The 16,411-nt window shown below is 71.6% G+C and carries 17 protein-coding genes; 4 read left to right on the forward strand and 13 right to left on the reverse strand.

The features are described 5' to 3' along the window. Nucleotides 1–11: 11 nt before the first annotated feature. The 11 genes from ACNNMR_RS19355 to ACNNMR_RS19405 form a co-directional block, all read right to left on the reverse strand. A complete protein-coding gene (locus ACNNMR_RS19355; protein WP_419995888.1) occupies nucleotides 12–1,061 on the reverse strand; it encodes a hypothetical protein in 1,050 nt (349 codons plus the stop codon). Then, nucleotides 1,058–1,708 (reverse strand): hypothetical protein, encoded by a 651-nt coding sequence (locus ACNNMR_RS19360; RefSeq protein WP_419995889.1) that lies wholly within the window; start codon nucleotides 1,706–1,708, stop codon nucleotides 1,058–1,060. The genes ACNNMR_RS19355 and ACNNMR_RS19360 overlap by 4 nt, the downstream gene beginning before the upstream one ends. Nucleotides 1,709–1,806: 98 nt before the next feature. Further along, complete coding sequence (locus ACNNMR_RS19365; protein ID WP_420000411.1) at nucleotides 1,807–2,277, reverse strand: TadE/TadG family type IV pilus assembly protein; 471 nt, start codon at nucleotides 2,275–2,277, stop codon at nucleotides 1,807–1,809. A gap of 53 nt (nucleotides 2,278–2,330) precedes the next feature. Next, the gene (locus tag ACNNMR_RS19370) at nucleotides 2,331–2,792 is read right to left on the reverse strand and encodes a TadE/TadG family type IV pilus assembly protein (RefSeq protein WP_419995890.1); all 462 of its coding nucleotides are present in this window, start codon (nucleotides 2,790–2,792) and stop codon (nucleotides 2,331–2,333) included. Then, nucleotides 2,789–3,241, reverse strand: a complete 453-nt coding sequence (locus tag ACNNMR_RS19375) for a TadE family protein (RefSeq protein WP_419995891.1) — start codon at nucleotides 3,239–3,241, stop codon at nucleotides 2,789–2,791. The genes ACNNMR_RS19370 and ACNNMR_RS19375 overlap by 4 nt, the downstream gene beginning before the upstream one ends. Before the next feature lie 44 nt (nucleotides 3,242–3,285). Next, nucleotides 3,286–3,534, reverse strand: coding sequence for a hypothetical protein (locus tag ACNNMR_RS19380; RefSeq protein ID WP_419995892.1), 249 nt, complete (start codon nucleotides 3,532–3,534; stop codon nucleotides 3,286–3,288). Nucleotides 3,535–3,597: 63 nt separating this feature from the next. After that, entirely contained in the window at nucleotides 3,598–4,545 is a 948-nt protein-coding gene (locus tag ACNNMR_RS19385) for a type II secretion system F family protein (RefSeq protein ID WP_419995893.1), read from the reverse strand. Beyond that, the gene (locus tag ACNNMR_RS19390; protein ID WP_419995894.1) at nucleotides 4,545–5,489 is read right to left on the reverse strand and encodes a type II secretion system F family protein; all 945 of its coding nucleotides are present in this window, start codon (nucleotides 5,487–5,489) and stop codon (nucleotides 4,545–4,547) included. Before ACNNMR_RS19390 ends, ACNNMR_RS19385 begins: the two co-directional genes overlap by 1 nt. Before the next feature lie 7 nt (nucleotides 5,490–5,496). Continuing rightward, on the reverse strand, nucleotides 5,497–6,813 hold the full coding sequence (locus tag ACNNMR_RS19395; RefSeq protein WP_419995895.1) for a CpaF family protein: 1,317 nt from the start codon (nucleotides 6,811–6,813) through the stop codon (nucleotides 5,497–5,499). Continuing rightward, nucleotides 6,813–8,228 (reverse strand): hypothetical protein, encoded by a 1,416-nt coding sequence (locus ACNNMR_RS19400; protein ID WP_419995896.1) that lies wholly within the window; start codon nucleotides 8,226–8,228, stop codon nucleotides 6,813–6,815. Before ACNNMR_RS19400 ends, ACNNMR_RS19395 begins: the two co-directional genes overlap by 1 nt. A gap of 129 nt (nucleotides 8,229–8,357) precedes the next feature. Next, a complete protein-coding gene (locus ACNNMR_RS19405; protein WP_419995897.1) occupies nucleotides 8,358–9,014 on the reverse strand; it encodes a hypothetical protein in 657 nt (218 codons plus the stop codon). A 502-nt stretch (nucleotides 9,015–9,516) separates the two neighbouring features. Here ACNNMR_RS19405 and egtA point away from each other — a divergent pair. Genes egtA through egtD form a run of 4 tightly spaced genes read left to right on the forward strand, consistent with a single transcriptional unit; the run spans nucleotide 9,517 to nucleotide 14,277 of the window. Continuing rightward, nucleotides 9,517–10,893, forward strand: coding sequence for an ergothioneine biosynthesis glutamate--cysteine ligase EgtA (gene egtA, locus ACNNMR_RS19410; RefSeq protein WP_419995898.1), 1,377 nt, complete (start codon nucleotides 9,517–9,519; stop codon nucleotides 10,891–10,893). Continuing rightward, on the forward strand, nucleotides 10,890–12,233 hold the full coding sequence (gene egtB, locus ACNNMR_RS19415) for an ergothioneine biosynthesis protein EgtB (protein WP_419995899.1): 1,344 nt from the start codon (nucleotides 10,890–10,892) through the stop codon (nucleotides 12,231–12,233). Before egtA ends, egtB begins: the two co-directional genes overlap by 4 nt. Continuing rightward, nucleotides 12,233–13,279 carry a class II glutamine amidotransferase gene (locus ACNNMR_RS19420; RefSeq protein ID WP_419995900.1) on the forward strand — a complete coding sequence of 349 codons (1,047 nt, stop codon included), beginning with the start codon at nucleotides 12,233–12,235 and terminating at the stop codon, nucleotides 13,277–13,279. Before egtB ends, ACNNMR_RS19420 begins: the two co-directional genes overlap by 1 nt. Continuing rightward, nucleotides 13,276–14,277 carry an L-histidine N(alpha)-methyltransferase gene (egtD, locus tag ACNNMR_RS19425; RefSeq protein WP_419995901.1) on the forward strand — a complete coding sequence of 334 codons (1,002 nt, stop codon included), beginning with the start codon at nucleotides 13,276–13,278 and terminating at the stop codon, nucleotides 14,275–14,277. The genes ACNNMR_RS19420 and egtD overlap by 4 nt, the downstream gene beginning before the upstream one ends. 38 nt (nucleotides 14,278–14,315) lie before the next feature. Here the strand turns inward: egtD and ACNNMR_RS19430 are convergent, their stop codons facing one another. Together ACNNMR_RS19430 and ACNNMR_RS19435 are read right to left on the reverse strand one after the other, a co-directional pair. After that, nucleotides 14,316–15,203: an alpha/beta fold hydrolase gene (locus ACNNMR_RS19430; protein WP_419995902.1), complete on the reverse strand. Its 888-nt coding sequence runs from the start codon at nucleotides 15,201–15,203 to the stop codon at nucleotides 14,316–14,318. A gap of 493 nt (nucleotides 15,204–15,696) precedes the next feature. Then, nucleotides 15,697–16,389 (reverse strand): iron dependent repressor, metal binding and dimerization domain protein, encoded by a 693-nt coding sequence (locus tag ACNNMR_RS19435; RefSeq protein WP_419995903.1) that lies wholly within the window; start codon nucleotides 16,387–16,389, stop codon nucleotides 15,697–15,699. Nucleotides 16,390–16,411 lie beyond the last annotated feature (22 nt).

Consider the following 16,411-nt stretch of genomic DNA (forward strand, 5'->3'; position numbering starts at 1 on the left):
GCGCTGCAGCGTCAGCGGGTGACCGTCTGGACTTCCCGTACCTCGACGTCCGTCGTGGTCTCGAAGGTGGCGTCCGGGAGGTCGACCGGGTCCGGGTTGCCCGTACCCGTCCAGCTCATTTCCCACGTGATGGTGGCCTTGAGGGTGTACGGGCCGGTGTTCTCCGTCGAGCGGTTGTACGTCACGCCACAAGGTGGGGTCTCCTTGGCGCGGCCCTTGGTGTAGGGGGTGCCGAGGGAGCCGTCCTTGTTGAAGGTGCACGTGCCGCCTGCGGGGTGGACCTGGGCGTCGTCGGTGCCCGGGTCGAGCGTCATGCTGACGGGCTTTGCGGTGGTGGTTACGTGCAGGTTGAGGAGGTCGACGTCTGCGGAGACGGAGACCGGGTGGAAGGTGTCCTTGTCCAGCCAGATCCAGGTCGGCAGATTCACGGTCTGCTTTCCCTGCGGGGACATGGAGACCTTGCCCTTGGGGATACGGACCTTGTCGTAGGCCAGGCCGGCAAGGATCTCCGGATTGAGGGCGTTCTTCACCGGCGGGGGCGGATCGCCCTTGTCGATCCAGAACCAGGGCTTGTCGCACCCTGCGGAGTACGGGTCGTCCACCTGGTCCTCGTCATAGAACGAATCCCACCAGTAGCCCTCGCCCTGCTTCGCCATGTTGTAGAGCTTGTAGGGCTCGCCCGCAACGTACTTCTCGTGGAAATCGGACGCGACCTGTTGGCCGTCGGGGTCGTGCCTGGCGGTGTACATAAAGCGCTGGCCGTACTCCTGGAACTCCTCCGGCGTGTACTTGGGGGCGTACCAGCACGCCGGCGGCTTCCAGTCGCCTACCGGCGCCGGGGGTGTTCCGGCCTGATCGTCCGTGCCGTTCTGCCGCATATTCCAGCGGATCTTGGCAATGGCGTTGTCGCCGTCAGTTTCGCCGCCGGGCTCGGCGTCCTGTTCGTAGTCACCGTTGCCGCCAAGGCCGCCCCCGCCGGGTGGACCTGCGCCGGCAGGGCTCGACAAAGCGATACTGGCGATAGCAACCACAGCTACGGCGAGCTTGTGGCTCACCTTCATCGCCGGCACTCCTTTGCCCCCCGCTTGGCCAAACGGCCTTCGGCCACCCAAGCACCCTGCTCGCCCTTCACCACACGCTCATTGTAGAGAACCAGGCTGTCATCACTGGCGGGCGGCAGACTCTCGCGCTTCTTCTCCGGATTCTTGGTGATCCACGCCTTGCTTTCGTCGGAGCAGTAGATGACCGACACTTTTCCCTTGCTCAGCGGGGTGACCTTCCAGTCGTAATAGCTGATCACCCCCGCCCACTTGTCCTTCTTGTCGACCCATCCCTTGATGAAGCTGTGAGCACCTGCCAACGCCTTGCCACGGTTGTAGTAGCTGACCGCCGGGGAGCTTGTCTCGCCACCAAGGATCGCGGCGTACGTTGCCGTGATGCTCCGCGAGGTGTCTGCGAGGATCTCGTCGTTCTCCGCGTCGCCCGTGGACAGCCCCTCGAACTTGGTCTGCGCGTAGGCAGGCAGGCTGACCTTCGGCCGCCCGTCATCCTTGCCGGGCGTAGCCGACGCCGACTTCGACGGGGAGCTGTCGGCTCCGTCGATCTTGTCGTCCTTCGAGCCGCCGCCATCGCTGCCCCCGCAGGCGCTAAGCAACAGGCTCGCGGCTGCCACGGCGGCAATCGCACCGGGGATGGTCGAGCGGCTCACATTCAACTCCTGAGTGAAACGAAAGTGCGGGACAGGTACGGGTGCTAACGATGACGCAGTCGGGAGACTAGTGGGGTTTCAGTCGCTTGCGCATAGGTCTACGGATTCCCCGCCTCCACCCGCGGCTCCGCACGGGCCTCGCCGTGTACCGTGACTGCGCCGCCACCGATACTGCTGAAGATGGGGGAATACGTGAGCTGGATTTCCACCTCTACGTATTCGGCGGTTGCTCCGGTGCAACCCGAGGCCGCCAGGTCGCCGCCCGACAGGCCCGATTCGGCGGCGAATTTCGCCACCCGCGCGCCGCAGTTCTGGTAGTTGATCGGAGCCTCGTACTCCGACTCCCCATCGCGCAGCGCCTCCTCATCCAGGTCCTGCGCCGCGTAACGGGCCGCCTCCTCCGCGATATCCGCCGCCCGCTCGCGCTGGGAGATGGCCAGTCCGCCGTCGACCACGAAGGCGGTCAGGGAGAGGAAGACGAGGGTGAAGAGGATGACCGCGCCCGCGCCCGAGCCGCGGTCGCCGGCCTCGCGCAGCGCGGATGTGCGGGTGCGGGCGGCCGCCGTCAGGCGTGATCGGATACGGCCGGGCAGTGACGGCCAGTGCGGTGCAGACACCCCGCTCATCCCTCCACCCGCTTATACGGATCGATCGGCGAAGCGCCCTTGCCGGTCAAGCTCGTCGGGATGTCCAGGCCGATCATCGACAGCGCCCTGATCTCGCAGCTCACCTCGATCGTGAAGACCCCGCCGGGCTCCCAGTCGCCCCCGGCCGTCACCTGCACCGGCCCCGTGCACACGCCCTCCAGATCGGCCTTCGCGGCCTCCTCCGCCTGCGCCACCGCCGTGCCGCGGACGTGCTGGATCGAGCCCGCCCGCGCCGCGTCCCGCGCAGCGCCGTCGACCGCGCCGCGGCCCTCGACCAGCTGGCCGAAGCCGACCAGCACCAGGATGAACATCATCATCACCGGGGCCAGGATCACGACCTCGATCGTGGAAATGCCGTGGTCCCGGGGCGCGTTGTGCCCGTCCCGGAGCACGTTATGCCGGTCCCGGATCCACCTCACCAGCGTCACCGGACTCATCCCCCGTCGTCCTCCACGAATCGCTCCACCGGGCCCTGCGACACCGACTCCACCGAGAAGGTCATCCCCGGAAAGACGCTCGGCACATCAGCCCGTACCCGGACGCCCACCGTCTCCCCGTTGCCGGGGAGGGTCTCCACCGCCGGGTTGTCCAGCAGCTGCGGGCCCAGCTGCTGGATGTAGGTGTTGGCCTTGTCGCGGGCCAGGCCCTGCCAGCCGCCGGGGTTGGCGTCTGCCGTTTGGCGGGCCTTGCGCGCGCCCGCCTGGGCGGCGGCCTGGGCCACGTGGTCGGCGAAGAAGTACAGGCCGAACTGGACCGTAGCGAAGATCATGAAGAACAGCAGCGGCGTCAGGAAGACGAACTCGATCGCCGTCACACCGCGGTCGGCGCGCTCCCCGCGGCATGCGTCGAGGCGGCTCCGTACCAGCTTTGTCAGATGTCTCTTCATTCTTCGGCTTCTCGCCCCCGTAGCGGCAGCGCCTCCGCCCGCTCCTAGCAGCCGCCGTCAGCGTCGGCGTTCTCGACGCAGTTGCCGACCTTGGTCGCGCCGTTGTCCAGGGCCTGGCTCAGGATGCCGGCGACGACGCCGACGATGGCGACGACGACCGCCGAGATGATCACCCACTCCACGGCCGAGGCGCCGCGGTCGAGTTCTCCGGAGCGGGCGCGCTGGACGCGGCCCTGCAGAAAGGTGAAGACGAAGTCCACCGCCGGGATACCGGTGCTGAAGTTCCGGTTCATGGTTTTGGTCCTCTCGAGCGACTGAGCAATCAATTGTGGGGGTTCGTTTTCAGGCGGAGCCAGCTAAATATCCATGACGCGCATCGCGGCCGGGAAGATCAGAAAGACCAGGAAGCCCGCGCACAGCAACAGCTGCGCGACCAGCATCGACTGGGATTTCTCACCCGCCGCTCCCTCGATCTCGGCCAGCTCGCGGTGGCGCATCGTCTCCGCCCGCGACGCCAGCGACTCACGTACCTTCGCGCCGTCGTCCGCCACCAGGCCGAGCGCGGCCGACAGGTCCTTGAGCTCCTCGATGTCGAGCTCTTCGCCGAGCTTGCCGAGCGCCGCCCACTGGCTGGTGCCGGTGATGCGGGCGTCGGCGAGTGCGTTACGGATCCGGCGCAGCGCCCAGCCGTCGCTGACCTCCGCGGCCGCCATCAGCGCCTCCGGCAGGCCGCGGCCGCCGGCCAGGTTCATGGCCACCAGGTCGAGGTACGCGCCCACCACCCGGCGCAGGTCGGCGCGCTTGTCGCCGGCGTCGCGCCGGACTTCGAGGTCCGGCAGGAAGAAGAAGAGCAGGGCGAACGCCAGCGCCAGCCACACCGGGATCACCGGGCTCGTACCGAAGCCGATGAACCAGCCGACCGCGTACAGCAGCGGCCCGAAGAACAGGCCGACCGCCGACAGCAGCACCTTCGTCGCCAGGAACCCTTCCCAGCTGCGCTCGATCACCGCGAGGTCGGAGCGCAGCGACCGCTGCTCCCACCCCTGTTGCATGTAGAACTCGGCGACCCGCTGTCCGACCCGGCCGCGCACCGTGTCGAGACGGCCGCCTGCCTCGGCCGCCCCGGCCCGCGCGCTGCCGACCACGTCCGCGGCGCGCGCCCGCATCGCGTCGATCTGGGCGACCCGTGACACGGCGCCGTGCCGCCGCGGCATCAGGGCCCGGATGAGCACGTAGATCCCGAGTCCCGCGGCGGCGCCGGAGACGACCGCCCAGGTCAGGGTGTCGTTGAACTCGAACTCCATCACCGCACCTCCGTCCGGACGACCTGCGCCTGCGGCTCCGACGGCATCTCCTCGCGCGGCCGGTACAGCTCCTGCTGCGGCGGCCGGACGAGGAAGCGGTCCGGGGTCTCGATGGTCGACAGCCGCCGCAGCCACCAGAATCCGGCCGCGAAGAGACCGCAGACCACCAGCAGCATGAGCTGGCCGATCGGGGTTCCGTACGGCTTGACGAAGTCCCGGTTGAAGACGGCCAGGCCGAGGACGAAGGCGATGGAGACGCCGACGACGATCTGTACGGACCGGCGCGTCGAGGCCCGCTGGGCCATCACGCGCTGCCGCATGTCGACCTCCTCGCGCGCCGACTTGGCCAGCGCGCCGAGCACCTCGCGCAGACCGGGGCCGCGCAGCTTGGAGTTGAGGATCAGCGCGGCGACGATGATGTCGGCGGACGCGTCATCGATCTCGTCCGCGAGCTGCTGCAGCGCGTCCGGGAGGGTGGTACGGGCCCGCAGCCGGTCCACCAGCGTCTCCAGGTGCGGGCGCAGCGCCGGGGCCGCGGCCCGCGCGGAGGCCGGGATGGCCTGCTCCAGGCCGACCGCGCCCGCGATGGTGTCGCGCAGCGACTCCGTCCAGGAGGCGAGCGCCTCCACCTGCTTCATCGCGGCACGCTCCTCGGAGGCGCCGCCGAACAGCTTGTCCCAGAAGAAGACGAGGATGCCGGCCGCGATGCCGGCCACCGGCCAGCGCGTGACCAGCAGCACGACGAGGCCCGCGGCGGCGGCGATGGAGCCGCGCTTGCTCGCGAACCTGGCGGCCTCCGCGGCCCGTTTGCCCTGCTCCGCCTTCTCGGCCTCGGGCTTCGCGGGCACCCCGCGGATCGCCACGATGAGCAGCGCGAGCCCGCCGCCGACACCGGTCCCGGCCAGCAGCGCGTACAGCGCGGTGATGGAGAAGATCGAGTCCATGTCCCCGCTACCTCCAGTCCCCGGTCGGCTGATAGCCGTGCACGACAAGCTCGTCGAGGCAGGCGATCGGCGCGTGCGGCCGGCACATCCCGTCCGGCCCCTCCTTGAAGACCTCGGACGACATCACGCGGCCGTCGACGCCGTTCACCTCGCGTACGGACGTGACGGACCGGCGCAGCCGGCCGCCCGTCGCGAACTGGTTGCGCCGCTCGACGAAGACCACGAAGTCGATGGCGCCGGCGACGAGCATCTGGCTCGCCTCCACCGGCAGCCGCTCGCGCGACTGCAGGGCGTAGGTCGAGATGCGGTTGAAGACCTCGCTGGAGCTGTTGGCGTGGATCGTGGACAGCGAGCCGTCGTTGCCCTGCGACATCGCGTTCAGCATGGTGACGATCTCGTCGCCGAGCACCTCACCGACGATGACGCGGGAGGGGTTCATGCGGAGCGACCGGCGGACCAGATCGGACATCTCGATCGCGCCCAGGCCCTCGGAGTTGGGCAGCCGCTCCTCGAACGCCACCACGTTGGGATGCAGTTCGGGGAACTGGTCGAGGCCGAGCTCCAGGGCGCGCTCGACGGTGATGAGGCGCTCGGCGGGCGGGATCTCGTTGGCGAGGGCCCGCAGCAGCGTCGTCTTTCCGGCGTTCGTCGCGCCCGCGATCATGACGTTCTTACGGGCCCGTACCGCACACGCGAGGAAGGAACCGAGCTCCGGCGTGAGCGTGGCATTGCCGACCAGGTCGGACATGAAGACCTTGCCGAGGCGCGCGCGGCGGATGGAGAGCGCGGGGCGGCGGGTGACGTCCATGACCGCCGAGAGCCGGGAGCCGTCCGGCAGCCGCAGGTCGAGCTGCGGGTTGGCGGAGTCGAAGGGCCGGGAGGAGAGGCCCGAGTACGCGCCGAGCACCTGGATCAGCTCGACGAGCTCTTCGTCGGACTCGGCGACGGGGTTGGCCTTGACCTCGCGGCCGTCGGCGTATCCGACGAAGACCTGGTCAAAGCCGTTGATGTCGATGTTCTCGACCTCGGGGTCGTCCAGCAGCGGCTGCAGCCGGCCGACGCCGAAGAGCGCGGCGTGCACGGCGGCCGCGTAGCCCTCCTCGGTCTCCGCGTCGAAGGGGGTACGCCCCGCGTTGATCTCGTCACGCGCGTACGACTCGAGGATCTGGGCGATGACCGCGCGCGCGAAGTGCCGCTCGTCCTCGGAGGACATGGGCGCGACATTGTCGATCTGGTCCTGGTGCCGCTGCGTCGCGATGCGGTCGCCGGCCTCCTGGCGGAAGCGCTTGACCAGGGAGTGGTCGACATTGGCTGCGGTGGTCATCAGGCGGCTCCGTGGCGGGGGGCGGGGCCGGGGGTCCGGTCGGGGTCGGAGTGGCCGTTACGGGGCTGGGGAGCCGCCGCGGGGTCCGGGTGTCCGGGTTGGGACGGTTGGGCCGGTTGAGCTTGTTGCGCCGACTGTGCGGTTTGACCGGCTTGCGCCGCTTGGCCGTTCTGGCCCTGCTGGAGGCGGATTTGCTGGGTCGCCTCGGCCTGCTGGGGGCGGGCCGGCTGGGGGCGCTGGGGCTGCTGCACGGCCTGCTGGGGGCGCGGCGGCTGCGCGTGGCGGGGCTGCTGGGGCTGCTGCGGCTGGGGGCGCTGCGGCTGCTGGGCGGGCGGCTGCTGCTGGGCCGGCTGCGGCTGACCGTAAGGCTGCCCGGGCTGGGGCTGGGGCTGGGCAGGCTGCTGAGGCTGGGCGTGCTGAGGCTGGGCGTGCTGCTGCCGCTGCTGCGCGTACTGGCCCTGCTGGGGCTGTGCGTACTGCCCCTGCTGCGGCTGCTGCTGTCCGTACTGACCCTGCTGCTGCGCCTGCCCGTACTGCCCCTGACCGCCCTGCTGCTGCCCCTGCGGCGGCAGCTCGCGCGACTGTCCCGCCGCGGCCGGTGCCGTCTCCGGGGCAAGCAGCGAGGCGCCGAAGGTCCCGTACAGGTCCGACGCGATCTTCCGCGCCGAGCGTACGAGCATCGACTTGTCGACGCGCCCGCGCCGCCGTCCGGCGAGCTGCTCGGCGCCCGCCTGGTCGTCGGCGAGCACGCCGAAGACGCGGGCGCCGGACTGGGAGGCGCTGAGCATCTCGTTGACCTGGTTCGCCATCTTCGCCGAGCCGGACGGCTCCGCGATGAGCACGACGCCGATGACCGGCGTGCCGAGCTGCGCGGCGCCGCGCTGCGAGCCGTGCAGCCGGGTGGAGAGGGCGGCGGCCCGGTCCCGTACGCGGGCCAGGTGCTCCGGCTCCGTACGGGAGACGAGCAGCAGCAGCGAGGCGTGCGAGAGCAGCTCGACGCCGCCGGAGTCTATGGCGATGCGGCCGCAGTCGGCGATCACGTCGGCGGCGCCCGAGGGCGAGGCGGCGAGCGCGGAGAAGGCGCGGCCGAGGGTCGGCCAGACCCCGGCGAGACCGGCCGATTGGTCCGAATTGCGCAGTCCGACAAGGACGTCGAGGCCGCCGGCCATGCCCTGGGCGTGATCCCAGAGCTGCTCGGCGGCGATCCCGCGGCGCGCGGTGGCGGCGAGGGAGACCATGCCGGTGTTGGGGTCGAGCGGACCGCCGTTGGCGGCGGCGCTGCGGTAGATGAGATCGCCGCCGGCCGGGTCGGCCTCGGCGAGCAGCGTGCGCCGCGGCCAGACGGCGGAGAGGGCGACGGCGGTCGTGGTGACGCCGGGCGAGCCCTTGTCCGCGGCGATTGCGATCAGCGCCATGGTGTTACTTCTTCCCTGTCCCTACGAGGTGGACGGCGTCCGCCGGCCGGCACCGGCCGGACGGCGCCCGTGCCTGCCGGACGGCGTTGTCCGGTGCGCGGACGTCGTGCTGCGGTGGTGCGGTGGGCGTCAGGAGGAGCCACCGCTCACCTGCACCACGGCGGCCTTGTTACTGAAGGAGGCCGAGGCGACGGCGGCGGCCTCTTCCTTCTTGACGCGGAGCGTGACGGTGAAGCCGCCGCCGCCGAAGGAGCCGCCGTCGCTCTTCTCGACGTCCTGCACCTTGGCCTTGGGGGCGATGGGCTCGTCGCCAAGGGCCGCGCCGCTCCCGGCGCCGGCGCCCTTGTCGTCGCTCGCGCCCGCGGCGTTGTCCTCGATGCGGTAGACGGCGACGTAATTGCCGCTCTGCAGCCCCACCGGGTACTGGCCCGGCTTGAGGGAGAGGGTGGCGAGCACCTCGCCGGCGCCGATGCCGGAGCCCTTGGACAGGTTCTGGCCGACGAGCAGGCTGCCCTTGACGAGGTCGCCGTTGGCCCGGTACTTGCCGAGCAGGGTGCGCTGCTCCCAGGGCACGTACGAGATCTCGGTGTCCTTGGGGACCATGACCTGCTTGACGGAGCCGGACGGGATGGTGGACCCGGAGGCGACGTCCTCGGTGATCTGGATGGCCGCGACCTTGTCCCCTGCGCGCAGCACGAGCACCGTGGCGCCGAGGGCGCCGACGAGGATCAGCAGGACGGCGAGGGCGGCGAGCGCTGGTTTGCGTTCGCGCGGGGCAACGGGCAAACGCTCACCGGCGTGCGGTGCGGGCGCGGGGACCCTGCTACCGCCAGCTGCCGAACGCTCCTTGGTCTTCACCAAACCACCCCGTAACTCGCCGTTATCTCTAGTCGCGGGCGACTCACTCACCACTGGTGTGTGAATTTCGCCCTACTTTGGCCCACCGGGAACTTCGCAAGGCGGACTGTCAAGTCATCGCACCGTAGCAGCGCGTCAAACCCCCCTCAAGCCGCGCTATGGAACAGGAGCGTCACAACTGTTCGACGGCTTCACTGAATGAGACGGGGGTCACTTGGGTGGCCTTGAGGTACGTGCCTGCGCTGCGGTCACGCGGGCTGTCGCAGCGGCGAATTTCCGTTCTGAGAGTTTCCGGAAATGAGCTGGACCAGCACGGACCGGCCTTGACACCTTCGCTATTCCGAAGAGTTCGCCCATCGGCCACTCCGCGTTGTCAGTGGCGCGTTGCACACTGACTGGGTAGGCGTTGGCGTGGAGGGAGGGGTCAGCGATGCATGGGGTATGGGAAGAGCAGGCTGTCTCGCATGTGTCGGGCATCTGCTTCAAGACCGGGCCGCCGCGGTGGACCGGGGTCGAGCTGGAGTGGCTGGTCCGGGAGCGCGGGGATCCGGGGGCGGCGGTGGCGCCGGAGCGGCTGGCGCGGGCGCTGGAGCCCCTGGGGGGTGATGGCGCGGAGCTGCCGGGCGGCGGGCGGATCACTCTGGAGCCGGGCGGGCAGGTGGAGCTGAGCTCGGCGGCGGCCGGAAGTCCGGGCGCTTGTGTGGCGGGGGCGGCGGGGGATCTCGGGTTAATGCGCGCGGCGCTGGCGCGGGCGGGGCTCGAGCTGGAGGGGAGCGGGCTCGATGCGCATCGGGCACCGCGGAGGGTGCTGGAGCACCCCAGATATGCGGCCATGGAGGCCCATTTCGACCGGGGCGGGCCGTGGGGCCGGGCGATGATGAACGCCACGGCGGCGGTGCAGGTCAGCGTGGATGCCGGGGATGAGGGGGAAGGGGTCGACGGGTTCCGGTTCCGGTGGGAGCTGGCGCATCGGCTCGGGCCCGTACTCATAGCGGCCTTCGCCAACTCGCCGTTCCCGCCGAGCGCGGGCGGCGGCCCGCAGCGGCCCAACGGGTGGAAGTCCAACCGGCAGCTGGTGTGGTCCCGCATGGACCCGGGCCGGACGCTGCCGCCGGGCGCGGCCGGGGGCTTCCGCCCCCGTGCGGATGGCGACGAACTCGCACCGGAAGACCCGGCGCCGCAGCCGGGGGCGCACCACGACGACCCTCGCGCCGTCTGGGCGCGCTATGCCCTGGACGCCGACGTCATGTGCGTCCGCCGCCCCGGGCCCGGTGCCTCCTGGAGCGCTCCGCCCGGCCTCTCCCTGCGGAAATGGGGGCGTGACGGCGTCGACGGCGAGCGGGCGCCGGAGCTCGACGATCTCGACTATCACCTGACCACCCTCTTCCCGCCCGTGCGGCCGCGCGGATGGCTGGAGTTGCGCATGATCGACGCGCAGCCTGGCGACGGCTGGGTGGTGCCGCTGGTCGTGGCGGCCACCTTGATGGACGACCCGCAGGCGGCCGCGGCCGCGTGGCGGGCCACCGAGCCGCTGACCGCCGGCCGCCGCACGCCCCCGTGGGGCGCCTGGCTGCGCGCCGCCAGATCGGGGCCCGCGGACCGGCGTACGGGAGCGGCGGTGCGGGCTTGCTTCGAGGCCGTGAGCGACGCCCTCGACCGGTCCGGCGCACCCGCCGAACTGCGCGGCGCCGTGGCCGAGTTCCGGCAGACGTATCCCGACCGCGGGCGATGTCCCGCCGATGACCAGCTGGAGCGCTGGGCCGCCGGGAAGCGGCTGCAGCCCGTTCCGGAAGGAGCAGCTCGATGAACAGCCAGACCACCGTTGCAGCCGCCGACCTCCGCCTCGTCCGCGCCGCCCTGGAGCGGGCCCGGCGCCGCACGCTGGCGCTGACCGACTGCCTCGACGACGAGCAGCTGATGGCGCAGCACTCGAAGCTGATGTCCCCGCTGGGCTGGGACCTCGCCCACATCGGCAACCAAGAGGAGCTGTGGCTCGTACGGGAAGCCGGCGGCCGGCCCGGGCTGCGGCCCGATCTCGACCAGATCTACGACGCGTTCGTCACGCCCCGCGCCGACCGGCCCGCGCTGCCGCTGCTGGGCCCCGATGCGGCCCGGCGGTACGTGGCCCAGGTGCGCGAGCAGGCCCTGGAGGTCCTCGACGGCGCCGACCCGGCGGACCCGGCGCCCCTGCTGACCGGCGGCTTCGTCTTCGGCATGGTCGCGCAGCACGAGCAGCAGCACGACGAGACCATGCTCGCCACCCACCAGCTGCGCCGCGGCGAACCGGTGCTGCATGCACCCGAGCCACCGGCCGCGCCCGCTGACGCGGCCGGGCTCCCGCGGGAAGTGCTGGTCCCGGGCGGCGAGTTCACCATGGGCACCTCCGCCGACCCGTGGGCGCTCGACAATGAGCGCCCGGCGCATCGGGTGCATGTCCCCGGCTTCTGGCTGGACACGGTGCCGGTGACCTGCGGCGCGTATCTCGAATTCATCGAGGACGGCGGCTATCGCGAGCCGCGGTGGTGGAGCCAGGAGGGCTGGGCGTACAAGGAGAAGGCCGGGCTGGAGGCGCCGCTCTTCTGGCGCCGGGAGAGCAGTCAAGGCGGGTGGGCGCGGCGCCGGTTCGGGGTCGTCGAGCCCATACCGGCCGATCAGCCGGTGCTGCACGTGTGCTGGTACGAGGCGGATGCGTACGCCCGCTGGGCCGGGCGGCGGCTGCCGACCGAGTCCGAGTGGGAGAAGGCGGCGCGGCACGACCCGGCGGCCGGCCGCAGCCTGCGGCACCCGTGGGGCGACGCCGCCCCGGACGAGACCCGCGCCAACCTCGGGCAGCGGCACCTCCAGCCCGCCCCGGCCGGGGCTTATCCGGCGGGGGCGGCGCCGAGCGGGGCGCGGCAGCTGCTCGGGGACGTATGGGAGTGGACGTCCTCGGACTTCACGCCGTATCCCGGCTTTGCCGCCTTTCCGTACCGGGAGTATTCGGAGGTGTTCTTCGGGCCCGACTACAAGGTGCTGCGCGGCGGTTCCTTCGGGGCGGATCAGGTCGCGGTGCGCGGCACCTTCCGGAACTGGGACTGGCCGATCCGGCGGCAGATATTCGCCGGCTTCCGCACCGCGCGGGATGCCTCGCCCGCGGAGGTGGGCTGATGTGCCGGCATCTGGCGTGGCTGGGCCCGGAGCGGCCGCTCGCCGAGGTGATCCTCGACCCGTCGCACAGCCTCTTCCGGCAGTCCTGGGAGCCGCGGCGGCAGCGGCACGGCACGGTGAATGCGGATGGCTTCGGCTTCGGCTGGTACGAGCCGGGCGGGTCGCCGGAGCCCGCCCGTTACCGGCGGGCCGTGCCGATCTGGGCGGACGGCAATGTCCCGGACCTCGCCCGCGCGCTGCGCTCCGGCGCGGTGCTCGCGGCGGTACGGGACGCGACCGCCGGGACCGGGCAGGAGGAGTCGGCGGCGGCGCCGTTCCGGGCGGGCCGTTGGCTGTTCAGCCACAACGGGGCGGTGCCGGACTGGCGTCGGCTGCCGGAGGAGTTGGGGGAGAGCGGCGGGCTGTCGCCCTCCGCGCTGCTCGGCCTTGAGGCCCGCTCGGACACCGCGCTGCTGTGGGCGCTGGTGCAGGCGCGGCTGGGCGTCGGGATGGATGCGGGCGCGTCCGGAGCGGCGCCTGGCGCTGCCCCCGCAGTCCCGGGCGCTGCCCCCGCAGTCCCGGGCGCTGCCCCCGCAGTCCCGGGCGCTGCCCCCGCAGTCCCGGGCGCGGCCCCCGCAGTCCCGGGCGCTGCCACCGCCGCGGCCTTGGGCGCTGCCACCGCCGCGGCCTTGGGCGCCGCCCTCGCCGACGTCGTCGCCCAAGTCGCGGCCGTACGGCCCGCCGCCCGGCTGAACCTGCTGCTCACCGACGGCACCGCCATCGCCGCCACGACCTGGGGCGACACGCTCTCGTACCGGATCGATCCGGAGGACGGCATCCGTATCGCCTCCGAGCCCGACGACGGCCCCGACCGCGTCACCGACCGCGCCACCGCCGCCTCCGACGATTCCCCCGCCACCTGGCATGACCTCCCCGACCGCACCCTCCTCACCGCCACCCTCGCCACCGGCGTCCACACCACGCCCATCACCCCGGCCGACGCCGACACCACCGCGACCCCCACAGCCACACCCACCGACGAAGACGAAAGGGCCCGTGCCGCATGACCTCCCGTCCCGCCACCACCACCGCCGCCCCGTTCACCGTCGACCACCTGCTCCCGGACGGGTACTTCGACGCCGCCCTGCGCGCCGACGCCCGGGCCGGGCTGACCTCCGCCCCCAAGTCGCTGCCGCCGCGCTGGTTTTACGACGCCCGGGGCAGCGAGCTCTTCGAGGAGATCACGCGGCTGAAGGAGTACTACCCGACCCGCGCCGAGCGGGAGATCCTCAAGACCCGCTCGCCCGACATCGCGGAAGCCACCCGCGCCCGCACCCTGGTCGAGCTCGGCTCCGGCTCCTCGGAGAAGACGCGGCTGCTGCTGGACGCGCTGGCCGGGGCGGGCGCCCTCGCCGGTTACGTGCCCGTGGACGTCAGCGAGTCCGCCCTCACCCAGGCCGCCGCGAGCCTGCGGGAGGACTTTCCGCGGCTGGCGGTGCACGCGCAAATAGCCGACTTCCAGGAGCACCTGGGCCTCGGCGACGACGTCGAAGGACCCCGGCTGCTGGCCTTCCTCGGCGGCACCATCGGCAATCTGGAGCCCGCCGACCGCGCCGTCTTCTTCCGCCGGGTGGCCGCCGCGCTGCGCCCCGAGGACGCGCTCCTCCTCGGCACGGATCTCGTCAAGGACCCGGAGATCCACATCGCCGCGTACGACGACGCGGCGGGCGTCACCGCCGAGTTCAACAAGAACGTCCTGACCGTCCTCAACCGCGAGCTGGACGCCGCCTTCGACCCGGACGCGTTCAGCCATGTCGCCGTCTGGGATGCCGAGCGGGAGTGGATCGAGATGCGGCTGCGGGCCCGCGAGGACCAGACCGTCAAGGTCCGCGGCCTGGACCTGGCGGTGTCCTTCGAGCGGGGCGAGGAGCTGCGCACGGAGGTGTCGGCGAAGTTCCGCCGCGAGGGGATACGGGCCGAGCTGGAGCGGGCAGGCCTCGCGCTGCGCCACTGGTGGACGGACGCGGCCGGCCGCTATGCGCTGTCGCTGGCGGGACCGAACTGAAGTGGTTCTCTGGGGGCTTCGGCCCCCAGACCCCCGCCTCAGTCGGCGACCTCCTCCAAGAACGGCTCCAGCGCCCGCCGCCACCCCTCCGGCGAGTCATAGTGCACAAGATGACCGGCGTCGGGGATCTCCGCATACCGCCCCTGGGGCAGCACGCGGACCATCTCCTGCGCCTCCGCCCGCCCCAGCTCGCCGTCGAGGCCGCGCACCACCAGCGTGGGGCACTGGACCTGGGCGAGCTCTTCCCAATGCGCGTCGTGGACCCAGGTCGCGCGGGCCTGGAGCATCTGCTCGGTGCTGAAGACCGGCCGCCAGCCGTCGGCGCTCTCGGTCATCACCTCGGCATAGAACTCGCCGCGCTCCCGCCGCGGCCGCTCCAGCCACGGATCGTCCTCGCCGAACCACTTCCGCACATCGGCGAGGGTGGCAAAGGGCACCGGCCAGGTCGTGAACCACTCCGCCCACTCCCGCTGCGACTGCGCGCCCAGCGCCGAGGCCCGCATATCGCAGATCACCAGCGCGCGGACGAGGTCGGGCCGGCGGGCGGCGAGCTGCCAGGCGGTGAGCGCGCCCATGGAATGGCCGATGAGGGTGACGGGCGCGAGGCCGAGCTGCTCGATGACGGCCTCGGCGTCGGCGACGTAGGCATCCCGGTCGTACGGGCCCGCGGCCGGCTTGCCGCTGCGGCCGTGGCCGCGCTGGTCGACGGCGATGGCCCGATGCCGCTCGGCGAGCCAGCGGGCGGTGGCCGCCCAATGCGAGGCCCGGCCCATCAGGCCGTGCAATAACAGGACGCTGGGCCGGTCCGCCGCCGCCGCATGGCGATCGGCCGTCCCGCCCTCGGGCAGGCCCTTGGGCGGATCCGCATACTCCCAGGCGGCGAGCTTGACCCCGCCCGCGCCTGTCACATCGATGCGACGCACCATAAAAGCCGGCACCCCCACTTCTGTAATCAATACAGCCCTTGAGCAGGTCTCACACTATCGAAAATCCATTCGAGTAAGCCGTCCTCGCCGGCAACACCCCACGATCGGGTGACCATCGGCAAGGGTTGACGGCCGCCCCCGTGGGGAGGACTGAGACCGTGCGGCGGGCCGTTGGGGAGGCCGCCGCGCGGCGGGGGGCGACCCTGAGAGCTCGGGGCTCCGGGTCGGCAAGGGGAGGCGGGGCCCCGGCGACGCCAGGCGCCGGGGCCTTCGTCATGCGGGTCATGCGCGGGGTCAGCACATCTGCCCCCTCCCCTGTGACCGGCGAGGGTTCGCCACAGCCGGCCGTGTCCATAGCGGGCTCCGCCCGCGGGCGTCAGCGACAGCGTCGCACGCGCGGCCGTATCCCGCTGCCCTTCCGCCGGACAGTATTTGTGACAGATGCGCGATTCGGTTGGTGCGCGCTGCCGCGTCTCGTCCCACTCCGCCCTTCTCAGCCCTTTGCGACGAAGACATGCGAGGCCACGTCGGAGTCCAGCTCCGCCGCCTCGCCGCTGCTGCCGATCAGCACGCCACCCGCCGAGTCCGTCACGCTCACGACGGCACCGGGCTGCACGCCGGCCCGCCGCAAGGTGTACATCAGCTGGGCGTCGGCCTGGATGGGCTCGCCGATGCGGCGCACGACGACCGTCTTGCCGTCTCCGCCGGCGCCCAGGTCGGAGAGGCTGACCATGCCGTCCTCCAGGAACGGGTCGACCTCCTGCTTGTCGCCCAGCTCCTCCAGGCCCGGGATGGGATTTCCGTACGGCGACTCGGTCGGATGCCGCAGCAGCTCCAGCACCCGCCGCTCGACCGCCTCGCTCATCACATGCTCCCAGCGGCAGGCCTCGGCATGGACCTGCTCCCACTCCAGGCCGATCACGTCGACCAGGAGACACTCGGCCAGGCGGTGCTTGCGCATCACGCGGGTGGCCAGCTTGCGGCCCTCGTCGGTGAGCTCGAGATGGCGGTCACCGGCGACGGTGACCAGGCCGTCCCGCTCCATGCGCGCGACGGTCTGGCTGACCGTGGGACCGCTCTGGTCGAGCCGCTCCGCGATTCGCGCGCGCATGGGGACGACGCCCTCCTCCTCCAGCTCGAGGATGGTGCGGAGATACATCTCCGTGGTGTCAATCAGTCCGGACATGCGTGCCCCTAGATGTCTTCGT

The organism is Streptomyces boninensis (genome assembly GCF_048572725.1).
Lineage (GTDB): Bacteria > Actinomycetota > Actinomycetes > Streptomycetales > Streptomycetaceae > Streptomyces > Streptomyces boninensis.

Coding starts and splice junctions, on each gene's coding strand:
- ACNNMR_RS19355 (WP_419995888.1), bottom strand. CDS start 1,061: ATGAAGGTGAGCCACAAGCTCGCCGTAGCTGTGGTTGCTATCGCCAGT.
- ACNNMR_RS19370 (WP_419995890.1), bottom strand. CDS start 2,792: ATGAGTCCGGTGACGCTGGTGAGGTGGATCCGGGACCGGCATAACGTG.
- ACNNMR_RS19375 (WP_419995891.1), bottom strand. CDS start 3,241: ATGAAGAGACATCTGACAAAGCTGGTACGGAGCCGCCTCGACGCATGC.
- ACNNMR_RS19380 (WP_419995892.1), bottom strand. CDS start 3,534: ATGAACCGGAACTTCAGCACCGGTATCCCGGCGGTGGACTTCGTCTTC.
- ACNNMR_RS19385 (WP_419995893.1), bottom strand. CDS start 4,545: ATGGAGTTCGAGTTCAACGACACCCTGACCTGGGCGGTCGTCTCCGGC.
- ACNNMR_RS19390 (WP_419995894.1), bottom strand. CDS start 5,489: ATGGACTCGATCTTCTCCATCACCGCGCTGTACGCGCTGCTGGCCGGG.
- ACNNMR_RS19395 (WP_419995895.1), bottom strand. CDS start 6,813: ATGACCACCGCAGCCAATGTCGACCACTCCCTGGTCAAGCGCTTCCGC.
- ACNNMR_RS19400 (WP_419995896.1), bottom strand. CDS start 8,228: ATGGCGCTGATCGCAATCGCCGCGGACAAGGGCTCGCCCGGCGTCACC.
- egtA (WP_419995898.1), top strand. CDS start 9,517: ATGCATGGGGTATGGGAAGAGCAGGCTGTCTCGCATGTGTCGGGCATC.
- egtB (WP_419995899.1), top strand. CDS start 10,890: ATGAACAGCCAGACCACCGTTGCAGCCGCCGACCTCCGCCTCGTCCGC.
- ACNNMR_RS19420 (WP_419995900.1), top strand. CDS start 12,233: ATGTGCCGGCATCTGGCGTGGCTGGGCCCGGAGCGGCCGCTCGCCGAG.
- egtD (WP_419995901.1), top strand. CDS start 13,276: ATGACCTCCCGTCCCGCCACCACCACCGCCGCCCCGTTCACCGTCGAC.
- ACNNMR_RS19430 (WP_419995902.1), bottom strand. CDS start 15,203: ATGGTGCGTCGCATCGATGTGACAGGCGCGGGCGGGGTCAAGCTCGCC.
- ACNNMR_RS19435 (WP_419995903.1), bottom strand. CDS start 16,389: ATGTCCGGACTGATTGACACCACGGAGATGTATCTCCGCACCATCCTC.